This is a genomic window from Bradyrhizobium sp. CIR48, from assembly GCF_014198315.1.
Classification (GTDB): domain Bacteria; phylum Pseudomonadota; class Alphaproteobacteria; order Rhizobiales; family Xanthobacteraceae; genus Bradyrhizobium.
The window spans coordinates 1121530-1138522 of the sequence record NZ_JACIHG010000001.1 but is presented as its reverse complement, the minus strand read 5'-3'; the positions used below and the strand labels follow the sequence as shown (position 1 = coordinate 1138522).

Annotated in this window: 15 protein-coding genes; 9 read left to right on the top strand and 6 right to left on the bottom strand. The window is 64.4% G+C overall.

The genetic code is table 11. The annotated features are described in order from the left end of the window. Positions 1-10: 10 nt before the first annotated feature. A complete protein-coding gene (locus tag GGD66_RS05540) occupies positions 11-1090 on the bottom strand; it encodes a zinc-binding alcohol dehydrogenase family protein (protein ID WP_183257051.1) in 1080 nt (359 codons plus the stop codon). Between the two features lie 110 nt (positions 1091-1200). Here GGD66_RS05540 and GGD66_RS05535 point away from each other — a divergent pair, with 110 nt between their 5' ends. Continuing rightward, positions 1201-1980, top strand: coding sequence for a helix-turn-helix transcriptional regulator (locus tag GGD66_RS05535; protein WP_183257050.1), 780 nt, complete (start codon positions 1201-1203; stop codon positions 1978-1980). 48 nt (positions 1981-2028) lie between these two features. Here GGD66_RS05535 and GGD66_RS05530 read toward each other — a convergent pair whose 3' ends face one another. Continuing rightward, positions 2029-3336 (bottom strand): hypothetical protein, encoded by a 1308-nt coding sequence (locus tag GGD66_RS05530; RefSeq protein ID WP_183257049.1) that lies wholly within the window; start codon positions 3334-3336, stop codon positions 2029-2031. A 142-nt stretch (positions 3337-3478) separates the two neighbouring features. Beyond that, positions 3479-4387, bottom strand: coding sequence for a LysR substrate-binding domain-containing protein (locus tag GGD66_RS05525; protein WP_183257048.1), 909 nt, complete (start codon positions 4385-4387; stop codon positions 3479-3481). Positions 4388-4495: 108 nt separating this feature from the next. Between GGD66_RS05525 and GGD66_RS05520 the strand changes: the two genes are divergently transcribed. The 3 genes from GGD66_RS05520 to map all read left to right on the top strand — a co-directional run bounded on the left by GGD66_RS05520 (position 4496) and on the right by map (position 7700). Then, positions 4496-5872 carry an FAD-binding oxidoreductase gene (locus tag GGD66_RS05520; protein ID WP_183257047.1) on the top strand — a complete coding sequence of 459 codons (1377 nt, stop codon included), beginning with the start codon at positions 4496-4498 and terminating at the stop codon, positions 5870-5872. A 53-nt stretch (positions 5873-5925) separates the two neighbouring features. Continuing rightward, a complete protein-coding gene (locus GGD66_RS05515; RefSeq protein ID WP_183257046.1) occupies positions 5926-6825 on the top strand; it encodes a GNAT family N-acetyltransferase in 900 nt (299 codons plus the stop codon). A gap of 125 nt (positions 6826-6950) precedes the next feature. Next, the gene (gene map / locus GGD66_RS05510; RefSeq protein ID WP_183257045.1) at positions 6951-7700 is read left to right on the top strand and encodes a type I methionyl aminopeptidase; all 750 of its coding nucleotides are present in this window, start codon (positions 6951-6953) and stop codon (positions 7698-7700) included. Between the two features lie 22 nt (positions 7701-7722). Here the strand turns inward: map and GGD66_RS05505 are convergent, their stop codons facing one another. Then, positions 7723-9132: a PLP-dependent aminotransferase family protein gene (locus GGD66_RS05505; RefSeq protein WP_183257044.1), complete on the bottom strand. Its 1410-nt coding sequence runs from the start codon at positions 9130-9132 to the stop codon at positions 7723-7725. Between the two features lie 108 nt (positions 9133-9240). On the opposite strand from GGD66_RS05505, the gene GGD66_RS05500 reads away from it, so the two are divergent. Both GGD66_RS05500 and GGD66_RS05495 read left to right on the top strand, forming a co-directional pair. Beyond that, the gene (locus GGD66_RS05500; protein WP_018320193.1) at positions 9241-9702 is read left to right on the top strand and encodes a carboxymuconolactone decarboxylase family protein; all 462 of its coding nucleotides are present in this window, start codon (positions 9241-9243) and stop codon (positions 9700-9702) included. A 44-nt stretch (positions 9703-9746) separates the two neighbouring features. Further along, a complete protein-coding gene (locus GGD66_RS05495) occupies positions 9747-10385 on the top strand; it encodes an HD domain-containing protein (protein WP_026202315.1) in 639 nt (212 codons plus the stop codon). A gap of 50 nt (positions 10386-10435) precedes the next feature. Here GGD66_RS05495 and GGD66_RS05490 read toward each other — a convergent pair whose 3' ends face one another. Next, positions 10436-10702, bottom strand: coding sequence for a DUF3551 domain-containing protein (locus tag GGD66_RS05490; RefSeq protein WP_018320195.1), 267 nt, complete (start codon positions 10700-10702; stop codon positions 10436-10438). A 1-nt stretch (position 10703) separates the two neighbouring features. Beyond that, positions 10704-11024: a DUF3551 domain-containing protein gene (locus GGD66_RS05485; RefSeq protein ID WP_183257043.1), complete on the bottom strand. Its 321-nt coding sequence runs from the start codon at positions 11022-11024 to the stop codon at positions 10704-10706. Between the two features lie 253 nt (positions 11025-11277). Here GGD66_RS05485 and GGD66_RS05480 point away from each other — a divergent pair, with 253 nt between their 5' ends. From GGD66_RS05480 to GGD66_RS05470, 3 genes are all read left to right on the top strand, one after another. Further along, positions 11278-12000: an outer membrane protein gene (locus GGD66_RS05480; protein ID WP_018320197.1), complete on the top strand. Its 723-nt coding sequence runs from the start codon at positions 11278-11280 to the stop codon at positions 11998-12000. A 487-nt stretch (positions 12001-12487) separates the two neighbouring features. Continuing rightward, positions 12488-15991 (top strand): DNA polymerase III subunit alpha, encoded by a 3504-nt coding sequence (gene dnaE, locus GGD66_RS05475; RefSeq protein ID WP_092257207.1) that lies wholly within the window; start codon positions 12488-12490, stop codon positions 15989-15991. A gap of 128 nt (positions 15992-16119) precedes the next feature. Then, positions 16120-16863, top strand: a complete 744-nt coding sequence (locus tag GGD66_RS05470; RefSeq protein WP_183257042.1) for a carbonic anhydrase — start codon at positions 16120-16122, stop codon at positions 16861-16863. Positions 16864-16993: the final 130 nt, after the last annotated feature.

Here is a 16993-nt window from a genome sequence, read left to right as displayed (position 1 = left end):
ACCCTGAGACTCAAGGCCGGATCACCGTCAGCTTGAATGGCCCGCCATTGGCCGCGGCGTGCGCCACCGCCTCGTTGGCATGGTCGAGGTCGAAGGCCGTCGTCTCATATTCCTCCAGCCTGAGCAGCCCCGCGCGCACCAGCGCGATCAGACGGCTCGCGGCTTCGGGCGGGTACATCCAGACGCCGTGGATACTGATGCAGTTGCGCATGATCCAGGGGTAGGGCAGCTCAAGGCCCGCGCCGCCGGCCATGCCGACGCCGCCCATCAGCACGACGCGTCCATAGGGGCGCACCGTCATGATCGCCGCACGCACAACCTCGGTGCTCACGGAGGGCGGCATGATGTCGAACACGCAATCGATCGGGCCGGGCGCTGCGCGCTTCATCGCCTCGCGGTCGTGCTCTTCGTTGCCCGTAAGCTTGACCGGCCTCACGCGGTTGCCGAAGCGGCGGACGAGGTCGGCCAGGATTCTCTCGTTGCGGCCGGGCGCGACCACGCCGGCTGCGCCCATCGCGAGCGCGACCGAGACGGCGGCGCTGCCGAAATTGCCGGTGGCCCCGCTCACCAGCGCGGTCTCGCCTGGTCTAAGGTTCGCAGCGAGGAAGCCTCCGTAAGGCACCAGCAGCGTGCCCAGCGCGCACCAACGCGTCGCTTCCTCGGACGTGATCGCACCGAGCCGCTTCACATTCTCGGTCGGCACCCTCATTTGCTCGGCGAAGGAGCCGTGGCGAAAATGCTTCTGCAGAAGCATGCCGCCGGGGCCGGCGGCCGTGAGCCCCTGGAGGGCGATATCGGGCGCGACGACATCATCGCGCGAGCGCACCGTCGGGTCGCAAAACACCCAGTCGCCGACGCTGAGCTTGGTGGCATCCGGGCCGATCGCGCGCACCCGGCCGATGCCGCCAGGACCGGGGATAACAGGTAGATCGAGCGCGTAATTGCGCGTCCCGTCAAATACCTCGTTCATGTAGGACAGCACGCGCGTGGCGACGACGTCGACGACAACCTCACCGGTTCCGATGATTGGCTCCGGGACATGCTCGATCACCAGCGGCGATCCAAAGGATTTGAGTACGGCTGCTTTCATGGATGTTCACCTCAAAGTCGCGGTGAAACCCATATGCGCCGCCTTGGAGAGGGCAAGAAGGCCTGGTATTATCCTAGTATTCCCGGGGCCCTCCATGTGGGAGTGACATCATGGCCGATCCGCGCCGCGTTGAATTCGGCGACTTCCTGAGGTCTCGCCGCGAAAAGCTGTCGCCGAAGACGGTCGGCCTTCCGATCGGCGGGCGCCGGCGCACCGCGGGGCTGCGCCGCGAGGAGGTCGCGCAGCTCGCCGGCATCGGCGTCGACTGGTACATCCGCCTCGAGCAGGGCCGCACCGTCAGCCCGTCGGTGACCACCGTCGACGCGCTGGCCCGCGCGCTGCGCCTCAGCAAGACCGAGCACGCGCATTTGAAGGCGCTGGCGCGCGACGGCGCCAGGGGGGCGTTCACGCGCGAGATCGTGCCGTCGCCCATTCGGCGGATGATCGAGAGCCTGCCCCAGCCGGCCTATATCACCGGGCGCCGCTGGGATGTGCTGGCCTGGAACGCGGCGGCCGAAGAGGTCTTTGCCTTCGGTCAGTTGCCCGAGCAGGATCGCAATACGCTGCTGCTGGTGATGACCAACAAGCAGACGCGAAAATTCTACGGCGCGAGCTGGACCGACGTCGCCAGGAGCATGGTCGCGATGTTCCGCGCCAATCACGATGTCTGGGCCGGCGATCCCGCATTCGCTGAACTGCTGACGCGGCTGCGCCAGGGCAGTCCGGAATTCGTCAAATGGTGGGAAGCCCACGACATCCGCAACACCGCCGCGGGTCTCAAGACCATGAACCATCCGACCAGGGGTGTACTCCGGTTCGAGCACACCAGCTTCCAGGCCAACGACGATCCCGCACTGAAGCTGGTGATCTACACGCCGGTCGAGAACTGAGGGAGGGGCAGGCTCCAGCTCTTGAAGACTGCTTTGCAAGCCTGCGCGCTACGGCGACTGCGTGGCCGCGGGCGTTGCGCTGGCGTTCGGCAGGGTACCGCCTGCTGTCCATGGACTGTCCGTCCAGGGTGTCGGCTGCAGAGAATTCGCCGGCCAGGGTTTTGTCGGGCCTGTCGCCACTGAGGTGCACGACGTCCCGAGCTGCGTCCACACCGACGCCAAACCGGTCGTGTCGATGTTGAAGCTCGTGACGTCAGCCTTTCCCTCTAGTTCCGGCGTGGTTTCCCGGACCTGCAGGGAGTGCGAGGCCAGCACTGCCTTGACCATGTCGGGGTCGACGGCGCCGTTCCAGACCTCGTACTTCCCGAACCGCACCGGAGGCCCTCCGGCTTCCTTGCTCATGTCGGCGCTGGCCGCGATCAGGATCGTTTTCTTGCCGGCGGCCGATGCGTCGATCTCACCCGCGAACATCAGCGGCACGCGCTTCTTGTTTTCGCAATACAGGCGCCATTCCATGGTCCGGAACGAGGCGTCGCTCTCCTTCTTCACCGCGGCGATCTTGCTGATGAACGGTCGCGCTCCCTTTTCCAGCCGCCACATCGTCTCGGCCAACGGTCGCGTGTCGATCCCGAACCGGTAGAGCTCGGGCCGCGTCAGCACGTGCAGGCTTTCGAACTTCACAGTGCTGATCAGCGCATCGAGCTCGCGGCTGATTCCCATCGCCGCAATGAACGCGGCGCGGTCGCGGTCGGCGCCGGCGATCCGCCGCCGCCGCGCTTCGGCGACCACTTCCGGAGGCGGATCGCCTCGAAACCGGAGGATCAGCCTGGAGTTATGGACCGCCAGCGCGGCATCGGGCGCAACCTCGCGAGAGGTCGCTCCGAGAAACAGGTAGCCGCAGGCCGAGTTGCACATCGCGTGATAGGTGCTGAGTTCGGCCTCGACCTCGCCGGTTGCATTCTTGATCTTCAGGCATGCGGCGTCGATCTGCGTGCCCGCGGCGCACGCCGTCGCGATCGTCCGGCCAACCCGGGCGATCGCCTTGCGGCTGCGCAGCAGCCGGGCGATGGCATAGGACTGCTCAACGTTTCCACCGGGCGAATGGAGGTAGATCGGGCGCTGCAGGTCCTTGACGCCGGCGAGGAAGCGGCGAATGCGGGACGCTGCGTCCTGATCGATCTGGCCCTCGATCGCGATCCAGTGGTCGCAGCCCGGCCCGCACGCGTCGGGCGCGCCTTTGGCGAGATAGATCGTCAGCCTGGAGGCAAAGCCGGGTTTCTCGGCCGGGGTTCCTTCGGCACGCAATGCGCCGGGAAGCGACAGCAAGGCCAGCAGAAGCAATATTCGGGCGAGCATGGAGCGATCGACTACGTATGGTGAGGGACCGTGACTGACGCTATACGACGATCGGCGTGGTCACAACTTGCGGTGGCATGGCGGTCCACGTTTTTTTCGCCGGGATCCGGAGTGGACATCTCGAACGGCACAGGGACGCGGATCAAGGATTTGACCGTAACCATTCCGAAAAGGCGCGGATGGTTCTCTCGCGCGGATGGCCTGCCTTGCTGACCACATGGAAGCCGTAGCCAGGCAAGCTCAACTTGAACGCCTTCACGAGCGTACCGGCGGCGAGGTCGTGTGCCGTGAGCACATCACTGAACACTCCGATTCCTTGTCCCGCGATCACCGCCTCGATGGCGTGCAATTCCTCGCGGAAACTCAGATGCTGCATGTCCTTGAACGGGGGCACAGCACGCCATCTGCGCTGAGCCGCGGAGAGCCATCGCTGCCAGGTGGGCGGCTCACGATCGGCCGGCGACCAATAAGAGTGGATCAGGACGTGATTTGCGAGGTCGACCGGTCGCATCAAGCGCCCCGTTGCAAGCAGGTGCGGACTGCAGACGGCCCAGAATGTATCGGTGAAGAGATCTTCGACGATGCCGTCTGTCGGCCGTACTCGGCTGGTCGCGTAGCGAATGGCGACGTCGCCGTCTCCGGCCTGCAGATCGAGCACCGTGTCAGTGCCGATGACCTCCAGCGGCACGTCGGGATGCAACTTGCGCCACAGGGGCAGGCGGGGCACGAGCCAGCGGCTGGCGAATGCGTTGGTCGTCGTCACCCGGAGAGGCTGTTGGGCGCCTTCCTGCTTGACGCTCGCAATGGCCGCGGCAAACACCTCGAGCCCGCCGCGTATGGCGGGGAAAAGCCGCGCTCCGGCATCGGTCAACGAGAGCGGCCTCGGTCTGCGGCGGAACAGAGCGCGACCGCAATAAAGCTCGAGCAACCCGATCTGGTGGCTGATCGCCGTTGGCGTCACGCCGAGTTCTGCCGCTGCCTTCTTGAAGCTCAGATGGCGGGCGGCGGCTTCAAAAGCCCGAAGCTCGATCAGGGGCGGGAGCTTGTGCATGCCGTCCAGTCTAGGTGAAACTAATTCACCGTCACCTGAATTCTTCGGATTTGCGCGGAGATAGTGCGCGGTCAAGGATATGGCGGGTCAAGCTGAGGAGATCAGGTCATGTCGTCCATCGCATCTGTCGCAAGCGCTGCCGCCGATCTTGGCACCTCGTTTGGAGGACAACTCCTCAAACCGGCGGACGAGGGCTATGACGAAGCGCGAAAGGTCCATAACGGGCTGGTCGACAAGCGGCCGGCATTGATCGCCAGGTGCCGCAGCGTGGCCGACGTCGTCGACGCCGTCGCTCTTGCGACCAAGCTCGGCCTCGAGGTCGCCGTTCGCGGCGGCGGCCACAATGTAGCAGGACGCGCGACCATCGACGGGGGGATCATGATTGACCTCTCGCCCATGAAGGGTGTCCGGGTCGACCCTGTTGGCAAGACCGTTTGGGCGCAGGGCGGGGCCACCTGGGGCGAGGTCAATCGCGAAACGCAACTTCACGGACTTGCGGTCACCGGCGGCGTGGTCTCGACCACCGGGATTGCCGGCCTGACCCTTGGCGGAGGACTGGGCTGGCTGATGGGCAAGTACGGTCTGGCACTGGATAATCTGCGGGCCGTCGAACTCGTCACCGCCGATGGCAAGGTTTTGCGCGCCAGCAGGCAGGAGGAGCCCGATCTGTTCTGGGCCCTCCGCGGCGGCGGCGGAAACTTCGGGATCGCCACCAGTCTCGAATACGATCTTCATCCGGTCGGACCAATCATCACCGGCGGTCCGATTGTCCATCCCATCGAACGCTCCCGTGAGGTGCTCGAATTCTTCCGGACCAGCACGCGGTCGCTCGCGGACGAGCACATGCTGTTTGCATCCCTGACGCATGCGCCGGACGGCTCCGGCACGGAGGTCGCGGTCCTGGTCACCAGTCACTGCGGACCGCTGGCGGATGCCGAACGAGCGGTGCGGCCGCTGAAACAGTTCGGGACTCCGATCCTGGATGCAGTCGGGCCGATTCCCTATTGCGACCTCAACCGCATGCTCGACGCCAACTATCCGAAAGGCGCCTTCAACTATTGGAAATCGAACTTCCTCGCGGAGCTCAGTGATGGCGCGATTGCGACCATGATCGAATGCTTCGCGCGCTGCCCGACTCCCATGGGGCAGTTCCTGGTCGAACACGTCCACGGCGCGGCGGCCCGCGTCGATGCCGAGGATACGGCATTCCCGCATCGGCAGGAGGGCTATAATTTCCTGATTCTCGCGCAGTGGATGCAGGCCAGCGATACCAGCCGCTGCATGTCCTGGGCGCGCGACACCTACGAAAGGATGCGACCTTTCTTCGCCTCCGGCCGCTATGTCAATTATCTCGACGATGACGAGACGGGCGATCCTGTCGCGGCCGCCTATGGACCGAACTACCGGCGCCTGCAGCGGATCAAGGCGAAATACGACCCGACGAACTTCTTCCGGATGAACCAGAACATCCGGCCCCTGGCCTGATGGCCGGTTGAGGATTTCGTCGCTCTCATGGCCGTCTTCGGGAGAATTCGAGAATGGCTGTCGTGTGCCGACCCGCTTGTAGCGACGATTTGGCGAGAGCCGACGAGCTCGTGGTCGCCAGCATCAACGAACTCACGGAACGGCGGGGGTTCGGCAAGATGGCTTCCTCTCGCCCGCAGCATTTTCAAGCCTTCTCGCTTGCGGATGATCCCGAAGGTCTATGGGTTGCGGAGGACGATGGAGACATTGTCGGCTTCGCGTGGAGTTGGGTATGTGGCGAGCTTTGGTTCTTGGCGCAGCTGTTCGTGGCGCCTGATCGCCAGAGCGACGGCATTGGCAATCAATTGCTCGGCAAGTCATTCGCTCACGCGGTAACGCGCGGAGCATCCGTCAAAGCGTTGATCACCTTCGCCTTCAACAACGTGTCGCAGGGCCTCTACATCCGTCACGGACTATTTCCGCGCTGTCTGATCTACATGGTCAGCGTGCCCAGCAAGCGCTTGGCGTCGCGGCTGGCCGAGCCGCTGCTCCGTCTTGAACCACTTGCCGCCGCGACGGCCCGGTTCGAGGACCTTGTGCCGATCGATGTCAGCGCTCTCGGCGTCTCCAGAGCGAAGCATCATCGATATCTCCTCGGCGACAGCACGACGAACGGGTTCACCATTCACGCCGGCCGTGAGTCAATCGGGTATGTCTATATTTCAGATGGACACATTGGCCCGCTCGCGGTCCGCCGGCCGGATCTGGTTGGCCCCGCCTTTGCGGCTGCGCTTTCGTTGGCGGCGCGGAGCGATGTTGCAACCATCTCGGCCTTCCTGCCGGGTTCGAGCGAGCCGGCGCTCAAGGTGGCGACCGACCACGGCATGCATCTGACGTTCCCGATGCTGCTGATGTCCAATCGACAGTTCGGAGATTGGGTTAGTTACCTTCCGCGCAATCCGGGCTTCATGTAGGTCTGGCAGGACTTGCGATCCCGCGTTGGCGGAACGCTGACGCGGCTGCGCGAACGATTCTGGCGTACCTGCTGCGTTTGCAAGCCGACCTTGCCTGTCCGGGCCTCCCGGACAAGAGCCCTGACATGACAATCTCCGATGACAACGACCTGACGCGCCTGAAAGAGATCGGTCGCATCGTCGCCAATGTGCTGGAGGCGATGGGGAAGGCGATTGAGCCGGGCATGAGCACCTCCGAGCTCGACCAGATCGGACGAAAGTTGCTGGAGGCCGCTGGCGCGCGTTCGGCGCCGGAGCTGGCCTATGATTTTCCCGGGGCGACCTGCATCAGCGTGAACGAGGAGATCGCTCACGGCATTCCGGGCGAACGGCGGATCGCGCGCGGCGACCTCGTGAACATCGACGTGTCAGCCGAGAAGAACGGCTTCTTTGCCGATACGGGAGCCTCGTTCGCCGTTCCCCCCGTAAACCGCGCGATCGAACGTCTTTGCCGGGACGGCCGGCGGGCGATGTGGACCGGCCTGCAACAGGTTGGCGCCGGCAGGCCGATTGCCGGGATCGGCCAGGCGATCGGGACATTTGCGCGAAAGAACGGCTACAGCCTGGTCAGGAATCTGGCCAGTCACGGCGTCGGCCTGTCGCTCCATGAGGAGCCGACGGAGATCGCAACCTGGCCCGACCGCTCCGAACGCCGCATCATGAAGGATGGCCTCGTGTTCACCATCGAGCCGTTCCTCTCCATGGGTGCCGAATGGGCGGAGAATGGCGACGACCCATGGACGCTCTACAGCAGCCCCGAGGCGCCGACCGTTCAATACGAGCACACGGTTGTCGCCACCCGCAACGGACCCTTGATCGTGACGAGGGCGGGTTAAGGCCGCCGAGGTCGGAGTCGGATCATGTCAGACGGTGGATGATCTGAAGGAGCCGGTCGCAGGACGCGTCGATCCTTTTGAGTGGAGACGTCGCGACGCCCAGCAACAGTCCCGGACGCGCCGAAGCCTTCGAGGCATACCAGAGCGAGAGCGGCGTGGGCGCCAGTCCGAACGATGCAGCTTGCCTGGCGATGGCGAGATCAGGCGCTCCGTCCGGCAAGCGCAGGACCGCGGCCAGTCCTGCAATCGCAACGTTCGTGGTGCGCGTTCGAAGCTGCTTCAGCAATGCATCGCCTTGCGCGGTGTAGGCGCGCTTGGTGCGCCGCAGATGCCGCAGATAATGGCCCTCGCGGATGAAGTCTGCCGTGGCGAGCTGCACCGCTGGTCCGGGTGCCGGCGCGAGGCACGCCGCAGTCTCGGCAAATCGCGACGCCAGAGCGGCCGGTGCAACGACAAAGCCAAGCCGTAGGGCAGGGGTTACGGTCTTGCTGAAGGAGCCAATGTGAATGACGCGGCCGGCGCGATCGAGCGAGGCGAGCGCCGGCGTGGCCCGGCCCTTGAGCTGAAGTTCGCTGAGATAGTCATCCTCGATCACCCACGCGTTGTTTTGGGTCGCCCAGTCGAGCAGGCGCGATCGACGTGCCAGTGACAGCGTGGATCCGAGCGGCGCCTGCTGCCCCGGTGTCACGACAACCAGCGCGGCGTCGGGCGCTTGTTGCAGGCCGTCATCGACATCGATCCCATCTGCGTCAACCTTGATTGGCACGATCGACAATCCCGCAAGTTCGAGGCCGTGCCGGGTGAAGGGAAAGCCGGGATCCTCCATCCAGACTCTCTTCCTTTGCCCGAGGTCGAGGACACGGAGCGCCAGGCCGAGGCCGCCGCTGAAGCCGCTGGTGATGATGATCTGGGACGGTGCGCATTCGATCCCGCGCGCCAGCGCAAGGTAGGCCGCGATCTCGCGGCGCAAGTCCAGCTCGCCGCGCGGATCGGGGTAGATCGCAGGTGCGCTCATCTCGACGCGAATTGCCCGTGCGCGCATTCGCGCGAGCAGCGTCGCAGGAAAGGTCTCCTGCGAAGGCACGCCCATCTGGAAGATCGCCGGCCCCGCCGTGAGCTCCTGGTACATCTCCATGAACGAGCCTGGGTCCGGCGCCTTGTCCCGCCGCACGGGAATGGACGGTCGGTCGGCGACGTGCGTGCCTGTCGCGCGGGCCGCGATGATCAGTTGGGCCGATGAGAGCTTTTCATAGGCTGAGCGCACGGTGCCGCGCGCGACGCCAAGCTGGGCCGCCAAATCCTGCCATGAGGGCAGGCGCGCGCCCGGGGCGAGCACGCCGCGCTCGATGGCGGCCCTGATCCCCCTGTGGATTTGCTCCGCCAGCGGCGTCTTCGCCGACCGGTCGAGCTTCAACCGCAGCGATCTGGTCATGATCCTTGGTACACGATTTTCTCGCGTTCTTGGTTCTTTTTTATAGACCACGACAGGGGCATCTGAGGGAGGAAAGAGGGGCTTCCTCGATGATCAAGGAGAAAGCGGATGAGTGAACGTCTCAACTACAACCACATTGCGCCGGCAGGCGCGAAGGCACTGGGCGGCGTCTATGGCTACGTGATGCAGAGCGGGCTTCCCGCGACGCTGGTGACCCTCACTTACCTGCGCATCTCGCAGATCAACAACTGCGCCTACTGCCTCGACATGCACACGCGGGATCTGCTGAAGAGCGGTGTGAAGGTCGAAAAGCTCGCGCTGCTGCAGGCTTGGGCCGAGGGCGGCGATCTCTTCGACGACCGCGAGCGCGCGGCTCTCGCCTGGGCCGAGACTGTCACCCGCGTCGCCGAGACCAACGTGCCCGATGAGGCCTATCAAGCCGCCCGCAAGGTCTTCAGCGAGCGCGAGCTTGTCGATCTTACGATCGCAATCAGCCTGATGAATGCCTACAATCGCATGTCGATCAGCTTCCGAAATACTCCGCAGGCCGCGCTCGAGAAGGCGGCCTGACGGATCGCGCGGCATCAGCCGAAACGCAAAGCAGGAGCTTGAAGATGATGAGTGTGATTTCCGGCGTCAAAATCCCCGACAGCAAGCTGGCGCGCGAGGCGGCTGAACTGGTGCGCAGCTACGAAGACGACATGCTTTTCAACCATTCCGTCCGGGTCTACGTCTTCGGCGCCATGAAGGGGCTGCGTCAGCAGCTGAAATTCGATCCCGAACTTCTCTATGTCGCGGCGTTGTTTCACGATCTCGGCCTCGTCGACCATTACCACACGCAGACAAAGCGATTTGAGGTTGACGGAGCCGACGCTGCGCGTGAGTTCTTGCGGGCGCGCGGCATCGCCGAGCCGCAAGCCGATCTGGTGTGGGAGGCAATCGCGCTGCACACCACGCCCGGCATTCCGCAATTCATGCGGCCGGAAATCGCGCTCACCAACGCGGGTGTCCTGGTGGACGTCGTCGGCATTGGGTATGACGACTACACGCCGGAGCAGCGCGGCCAGGTGATCTCGGCGTTTCCACGCGGTGACTTCAAGAACGAGTTCCTGAAGGTGCAGACCTGCTCGGCGCTGAAGAAGCCGCAGACGACGTTCGGGACGGTCAATTTCGACTACATCGAGGATCACGATCCCAGCTTCCGCAAGCCGAATGCGTGCACGCGCATCCGCAGCACGCCCTGGCAGAGCTGAGCCGATCGCCGCACGCCTACGCCGCCCTATCTCCGCCGGAAACTAAACGGTTAGGATCCGGGGCGAGGCGGCGGGCTCGAGCGGCGAGGGCGCGTTGGTTTCTTCAGCGGAAAATACGGGTTCATCACGCATGTCGCCGAACGCCCGACGGCGAGATATCGGCACTGCTCGAGCGAGCCGTAGCGGCAGTCGAAATAGCCGACCTGGCCGTAGATCTGCATGCACACGGGATAGCTCGGATCATAAGTCTGCGCGCATGCAGATCCGCCCGCGAGAAGCAGGCCGATCACGGCCAGTGCGAGTCGAGCGCAGCGCATCTCAGCGCGGCAGGAAGTAGCCCGGTGAATAGCCCTGCGTCTGCGCGCGCGGACGATTCTGATAGGCGTAGGGGTCGTCGCTCTGTCCGACGAAATACGGATTGGCGATGCAGGTCAGCGCGCGTCCCGATGCGCTCGCCTGACACTGCGCGTAGGTGTCGAACCTGCAATTGCTCAGGCCCGGCCATTCATCGCCGGTGAGGCAGAATGGATGATGCGTGCCGAACGCGCGCGCGGGTGTTGATGCGCTCGACACGAATGCGAATGTGGCGAGTGCGAGCGAAAGTGTGGCGACAATGGGGAGGGCAATTCGTCTGCGCATCTTCAATTCTCCATCACGCGAATGTGCGCGCGACGTTGTTACGCGCGCATGCAATTTATCTCGTGTCGCCGACAATGGAACTACAGAAAACACTTATTTCAAAGGGTTTCCAGAACGCGCTGATAAATCTTCATTAATGAAGCGCGGGCCTTTGGAGCGAACTGTTGCGTCGAGGTTACAGCAATTCCGTCGATCACTGTTATGACCACGCTGCGGCCAGGGGGCCTAACGACGAAACTGGAACGGGACTCAAATGAAGAAGAATTTGTTGCTTGCCGCTGTGAGCCTTGTCGCGCTGAGCGCGACTGCGCCGGCGCTGGCTGCTGACCTCGCAGCTCGGCCGTACACCAAGGCACCGCCGGCGGCGATCGCCGCGGTCTATGACTGGAGCGGCTTCTATATCGGCGTCAACGGCGGCGGCGGTTCGGCGGACACGTCGTGGAACCTGGTTAACTTCGGTGCGGAAGGCTCGCACAACTCGACCGGCGGCACGGTCGGTGGTCAGGTCGGTTACCGCTGGCAGTCCGGCCAGTTCGTGTTCGGCCTCGAAGGCCAGGGCAACTGGGCCGACTTCTCGGGTGACAACATCAGCGGCATCACCGGATTCCGGAATCGTACGCGCGTCGACTCGTTCGGTCTGATCACCGGCCAGGTTGGCTACGCCTGGAACAACGTCCTGCTCTACGCAAAGGGCGGTGCGGCTGTCGTCAGCAACAAGTACGACGTCTACAGCACTGTTACGGGTGCGAACCTCGACCGGGCTGACGAGACCCGCTGGGGCGCCACGGTTGGCGCGGGCCTGGAGTATGGCTTTGCTCCGAACTGGACGGTCGGCGTCGAGTACAACCACATCTTCCTCGGCGACCACGACATCACCTTTGCCAGCGGCGCTGTCGAGCGCGTCAAGCAGGACGTCGACATGGGTCTCGTCCGCCTGAACTACAAGTTCGGCGGCCCGATCCTCGGCCGTTACTGAGACTGATCGCTCGTCATCGAGCGGTCCTCGAAAAGCCCCGGCTTAGGCCGGGGCTTTTTTATTGCGTGAATTCAGCGAGTTAACCATTGCCTTTGGAGGTCGTCCGCCACGCTTGACTCTTGAGAACGAAATGAGAACAATGTTCTGCATACGTTCCAACAAGGGAGCAAGCCATGTTCAGGGTTTTCGTGGAAGAGGCCGCCGCACTGGCGTCGATCACGCTGTTCGTCGGGATGATCGCGATCTGGGCGCAGGTCATACCGCAGCTCTAGGGGCAGCGGTTTGTAAACCGATGCTCTCCCGACCGGTGCCCCCCTTGGGGAAAAGCGGGACGACGCGGCCAATTGGCCGCTCCGGCGTGGACTCTGAAGCTGCGACACCTCACCATTGCAAGGCGAGTCGGCAAGCGAAGGCAGATGGCGAGTGCATGATGCCTTGAGGAGCCGGCGACCGCTCCATTCCATCTGCAAGAGGCCGTCACGCGACCATGCCGAGCGCCGGATTTGTTCACCTTCACGTTCACTCGGCCTATTCGCTGCTCAAGGGCTCGATCAAGATCGCCAAGCTCGCCGAGCTTGCCAAGAAGGACCACCAGCCGGCGCTGGCGCTGACCGACACCGACAATCTGTTCGGTGCGCTGGAGTTCTCCGACAAGATGGCGGGCTCCGGCATCCAGCCGATCGTCGGCTGCGAGCTGGCCATCGACTTCGGCGACCAGGATCCGAATGCGCGCAACGCGATGGGGCCGTCGCGCGTGGTGCTGCTGGCCGCGCAGGAGCGCGGCTATCGCAGCCTGATGCGGCTCAACTCGCGCGCCTTCCTCGAGTCGCCGGATAGCCACGCGCCGTTCGTCAAGCTCGACTGGTTCGAGGGCGAGACCGAAGGGCTGATCGCGCTGACGGGCGGACCCGACGGGCCGATCTCGCTGGCGCTTGCCGGCGGTCATGCCGAGCTTGCCGCCCTGCGCTGCGAGCGTCTGGCCGGCCTGTTCGGCGATCGCCTCTACATCGAATTGCAACGCCACAACACCGAGAAGGAGCGGCGCGTCGAAAGCGGCCTGATCGACATCGCCTACGCCAAGGGACTGCCGCTGGTCGCGACCAACGAGCCGTATTTCGCTGCGACCGACGACTACGAAGCGCATGACGCGCTGCTGTGCATTGCCGGCGGGCGGCTGATCGCCGAGACCGAGCGCGAGCAGCTGACGCCGGATCATCGTTTCAAGACCCGCGCCGAGATGGCGGTGCTGTTCGCCGACATTCCGGAGGCGCTGGCCTCGACGGTGGAGATCGCCGAGCGCTGCTCGTTCCGCCCAATGACGCGCAAGCCGATCCTGCCGTTCTTCACCGTCGGCGCCGCCTCGAGCTCGGATGCCGCCGCAGTCGAGGCCGCGGAGCTGAAGCGCCAGGCGGAGGAGGGGCTCGCCAATCGCCTGCGGGTCCACGGCCTGTCGCAGGGCACGACGGACGAGGATTACAGCAAGCGCCTGGCGTTCGAGCTCGACGTCATCATGCGCATGAAATACGCGGGCTACTTCCTGATCGTGTCCGACTTCATCAAATGGGCGAAGGGCCAGGGCATTCCGGTCGGGCCGGGCCGCGGTTCCGGCGCAGGCTCGCTGGTGGCGTGGGCGCTGACCATCACCGACCTCGACCCGATCAAGTTCGGCCTGCTGTTCGAGCGCTTCCTCAATCCCGAACGTGTCTCGATGCCGGACTTCGACATCGACTTCTGCCAGGACCGCCGCGGCGAGGTGATCAGGTACGTCCAGGAGCGCTACGGCCGCGACCAGGTCGCGCAGATCATCACCTTCGGAACGCTGCAGGCGCGCGGCGTGCTGCGCGACGTCGGCCGCGTGCTGCAGATGCCCTATGGCCAGGTCGACAAGCTGACCAAGCTGGTGCCGCAGAATCCGGCCGCGCCCGTCACGCTCGCGGCCGCAATCGAAAGCGAGCCAAAACTCCAGGCGTTCCGCGACGAAGATCCGATCGTGGCGCGCGCCTTCGACATCGCCCAGCGGCTCGAAGGCCTCACCCGCCACGCCTCGACCCATGCCGCCGGCATCGTGATCGGCGATCGTCCCTTGAGCGAGCTCGTGCCGCTCTACCGCGATCCCAAATCCGACATGCCGGTGACCCAGTTCAACATGAAATGGGTCGAGCCCGCGGGCCTCGTCAAATTCGACTTCCTCGGCCTGAAGACGCTGACGGTGCTTGACGTCGCCTGCAAGCTGCTCAAGCCGCGCAACATCGACGTCGATCTCGCGACGCTGCCGATCGACGATGCCGAGAGCTACCAGATGCTGGCGCGCGGCGAGGTGGTCGGCGTGTTCCAGGTTGAAAGCCAGGGCATGCGGCGCGCGCTCGTCGACATGCGCCCCGACCGTTTCGAGGACATCATCGCGCTGGTGGCGCTGTATCGCCCGGGTCCGATGGCGAACATCCCGACCTATTGCGCGCGCAAGCACGGCGACGAGGAGCCGGAGTATCTGCATCCCGTGCTGGAGCCGATCCTGAAGGAGACCTTCGGTGTCATCATCTACCAGGAACAGGTGATGCAGATCGCGCAGGTGATGTCGGGCTATTCGCTCGGCGACGCCGACCTGCTCCGCCGCGCCATGGGCAAGAAGATCCGCGCCGAGATGGACAAGCAGCGCGACATCTTCGTCGCGGGCGCGGTGAAGAACGGCGTGCCGAAGGGGCAGGCCGAGACCATCTTCGAGCTCCTGGCGAAGTTCGCCGACTACGGCTTCAACAAGAGCCACGCGGCGGCCTATGCGCTGGTGTCTTATCACACCGCCTATATGAAGGCGCATTATCCGGTGGAGTTCATCGCGGCGTCGATGACGCTCGATCTCAACAACACCGACAAGCTCTCCGAATTCCGCTCCGAGGCGCAGCGCCTCGGCATCAAGGTCGAGCCGCCGAACATCAACCGCTCCGGCGCGACCTTCGAGGTCGGCGACAAGGTCATCTACTATGCGCTCGCAGCGCTCAAGGGCGTCGGCATCCAGGCGATCGAGCAGATCATCGAGGAGCGCACCAAGCGCGGGCTGTTCACCTCGCTCGCGGACTTCGCGGCAAGGGTCAATCCGCGCGCGATCAACAAGCGCATCATCGAAAGTCTCGCCGCCGCCGGCGCGTTCGACACGCTGGAGCCGAACCGCGCCCGCGTCTTCGCCGGCGCGGACTCGATCCTGGCCGCCTGCCAGCGCGCTCATCAGGCCGAGACCATCGGCCAGAACGACATGTTCGGCATGTCGGCGGATGCGCCGACCATCATGCTGCCGCAGATCGAGCCCTGGCTGCCGGCCGAAAAGCTCCGCCGCGAATACGACGCCGTCGGCTTCTTCCTGTCGGGCCATCCGCTCGATGATTACGCCACCGTGCTGAAGCGGCTGCGGGTGCAGTCTTGGGCCGAATTCTCGCGCGCGGTGAAGACCGGTGCCACCGCCGGCAAGGTCGCGGCCACCGTGGTCTCGCGCATGGAGCGGCGCACCAAGACCGGCAACAAGATGGGCATCATGGGGCTCTCCGATCCCACGGGCCACTTCGAGGCGGTGCTGTTCTCCGAAGGTCTCGCGCAATATCGCGACGTGCTGGAGCCGGGCGCTGCCGTGCTGCTGCAGCTCGGCGCCGAGCTGCAGGGCGAGGACGTCCGCGCCCGCGTGCTGCATGCCGAGCCGCTGGATGACGCCGCCGCCAAGACGCAGAAGGGCCTGCGCATCTTCCTGCGCGACACCAAGCCGCTGGAATCGATCGCCAAGCGCTTGGCCGGTCCCGACATGGCCGCCTCGAACGGCGCCGCGCCGAAGGTCGGCAGTCCCGGTATCGCGCCGCGCTCCAATGGCGACGGCGAGGTCTCGCTGGTGATGATGCTCGACCTCGAGACCGAGGTGGAGATGAAGCTGCCCGGCCGTTTCAAGGTTTCGCCGCAGATTGCCGGCGCGATCAAGGCGGTCGCGGGCGTGGTGGACGTGCAGCAGCTCTGACATTGCCGGCGCCCCCGCAAACCAAAGCTTAACTATTTGGCTCCCGCCCGGTTTCGAAGTCGCTCGCACGCAGCTATTAGTTGTTGTTCCGAGAATCTCGATCGGCGAAGCCAGGAAGAACAACAGCCATGTGCGACAAATGCTCTGAAAATCTGCATCAATCGGTTGCCCCCTCCCGGCGCTCGATGATGCTTCTTGCCGCCTCGGCACTCGGCGCCGCGGCGTTTGGCGGGACCGCATTAGCCAAGGAGGCGAAGGCGCCGCCCAAACCCCAGAACGTGCTTTCGCCCGATGCGGCGCTCAAGCGGCTGATGGAGGGCAATTCGCGCTATGTGTCGGGTGTGTCGCGCCGGCACGACTTCACGCATGAGCGCGAAGCGCTGGTCGGCGGTCAGAATCCCTACGCCGCCGTCTTGAGCTGCGCCGATTCGCGCATCGCGCCCGAATATGCGTTCGACAGCGGACGCGGCGATCTGTTCGTGTGCCGCGTTGCCGGAAACTTTGCCGGCGACGAGACGGTTGCGAGCATGGAATACACCGTCGCCGTGCTGGGCACGCCCCTGATCCTGGTGCTCGGCCACGACAATTGCGGCGCGGTCGATGCGACCATCAAGTCGCTGAAGGACGACAAGCCGCTGCCGGGACACATCCCGACGCTGGTCGCGGCGATCGCACCTTCGGTGAAGACGGCGGCCCAGCAGAGCGGAAACGCGCTCGACAACGCTATTCGCCAGAACGTCATCGACAACGTTGCCAAGCTGAAATCGGCCGCCCCGCTTCTCAACGCAGCGGTCGAACAGGGCAAGCTCAAGGTGGTCGGCGGTATCTATCGGTTGCGTACAGGGACCGTCGAGTTGATTGCCCAGGGTTAAAGCCCGGCGTTTGGAGCATCGGGCGTCGTGTGCAGCAGCTCCGACGCCCGGCCCGCGCCATCCACGCGATGGTTGCCGGGCGTTGTTGCAACCTGTCGCTGATTCCAGCTAGCATGAATCCCGGGGAATG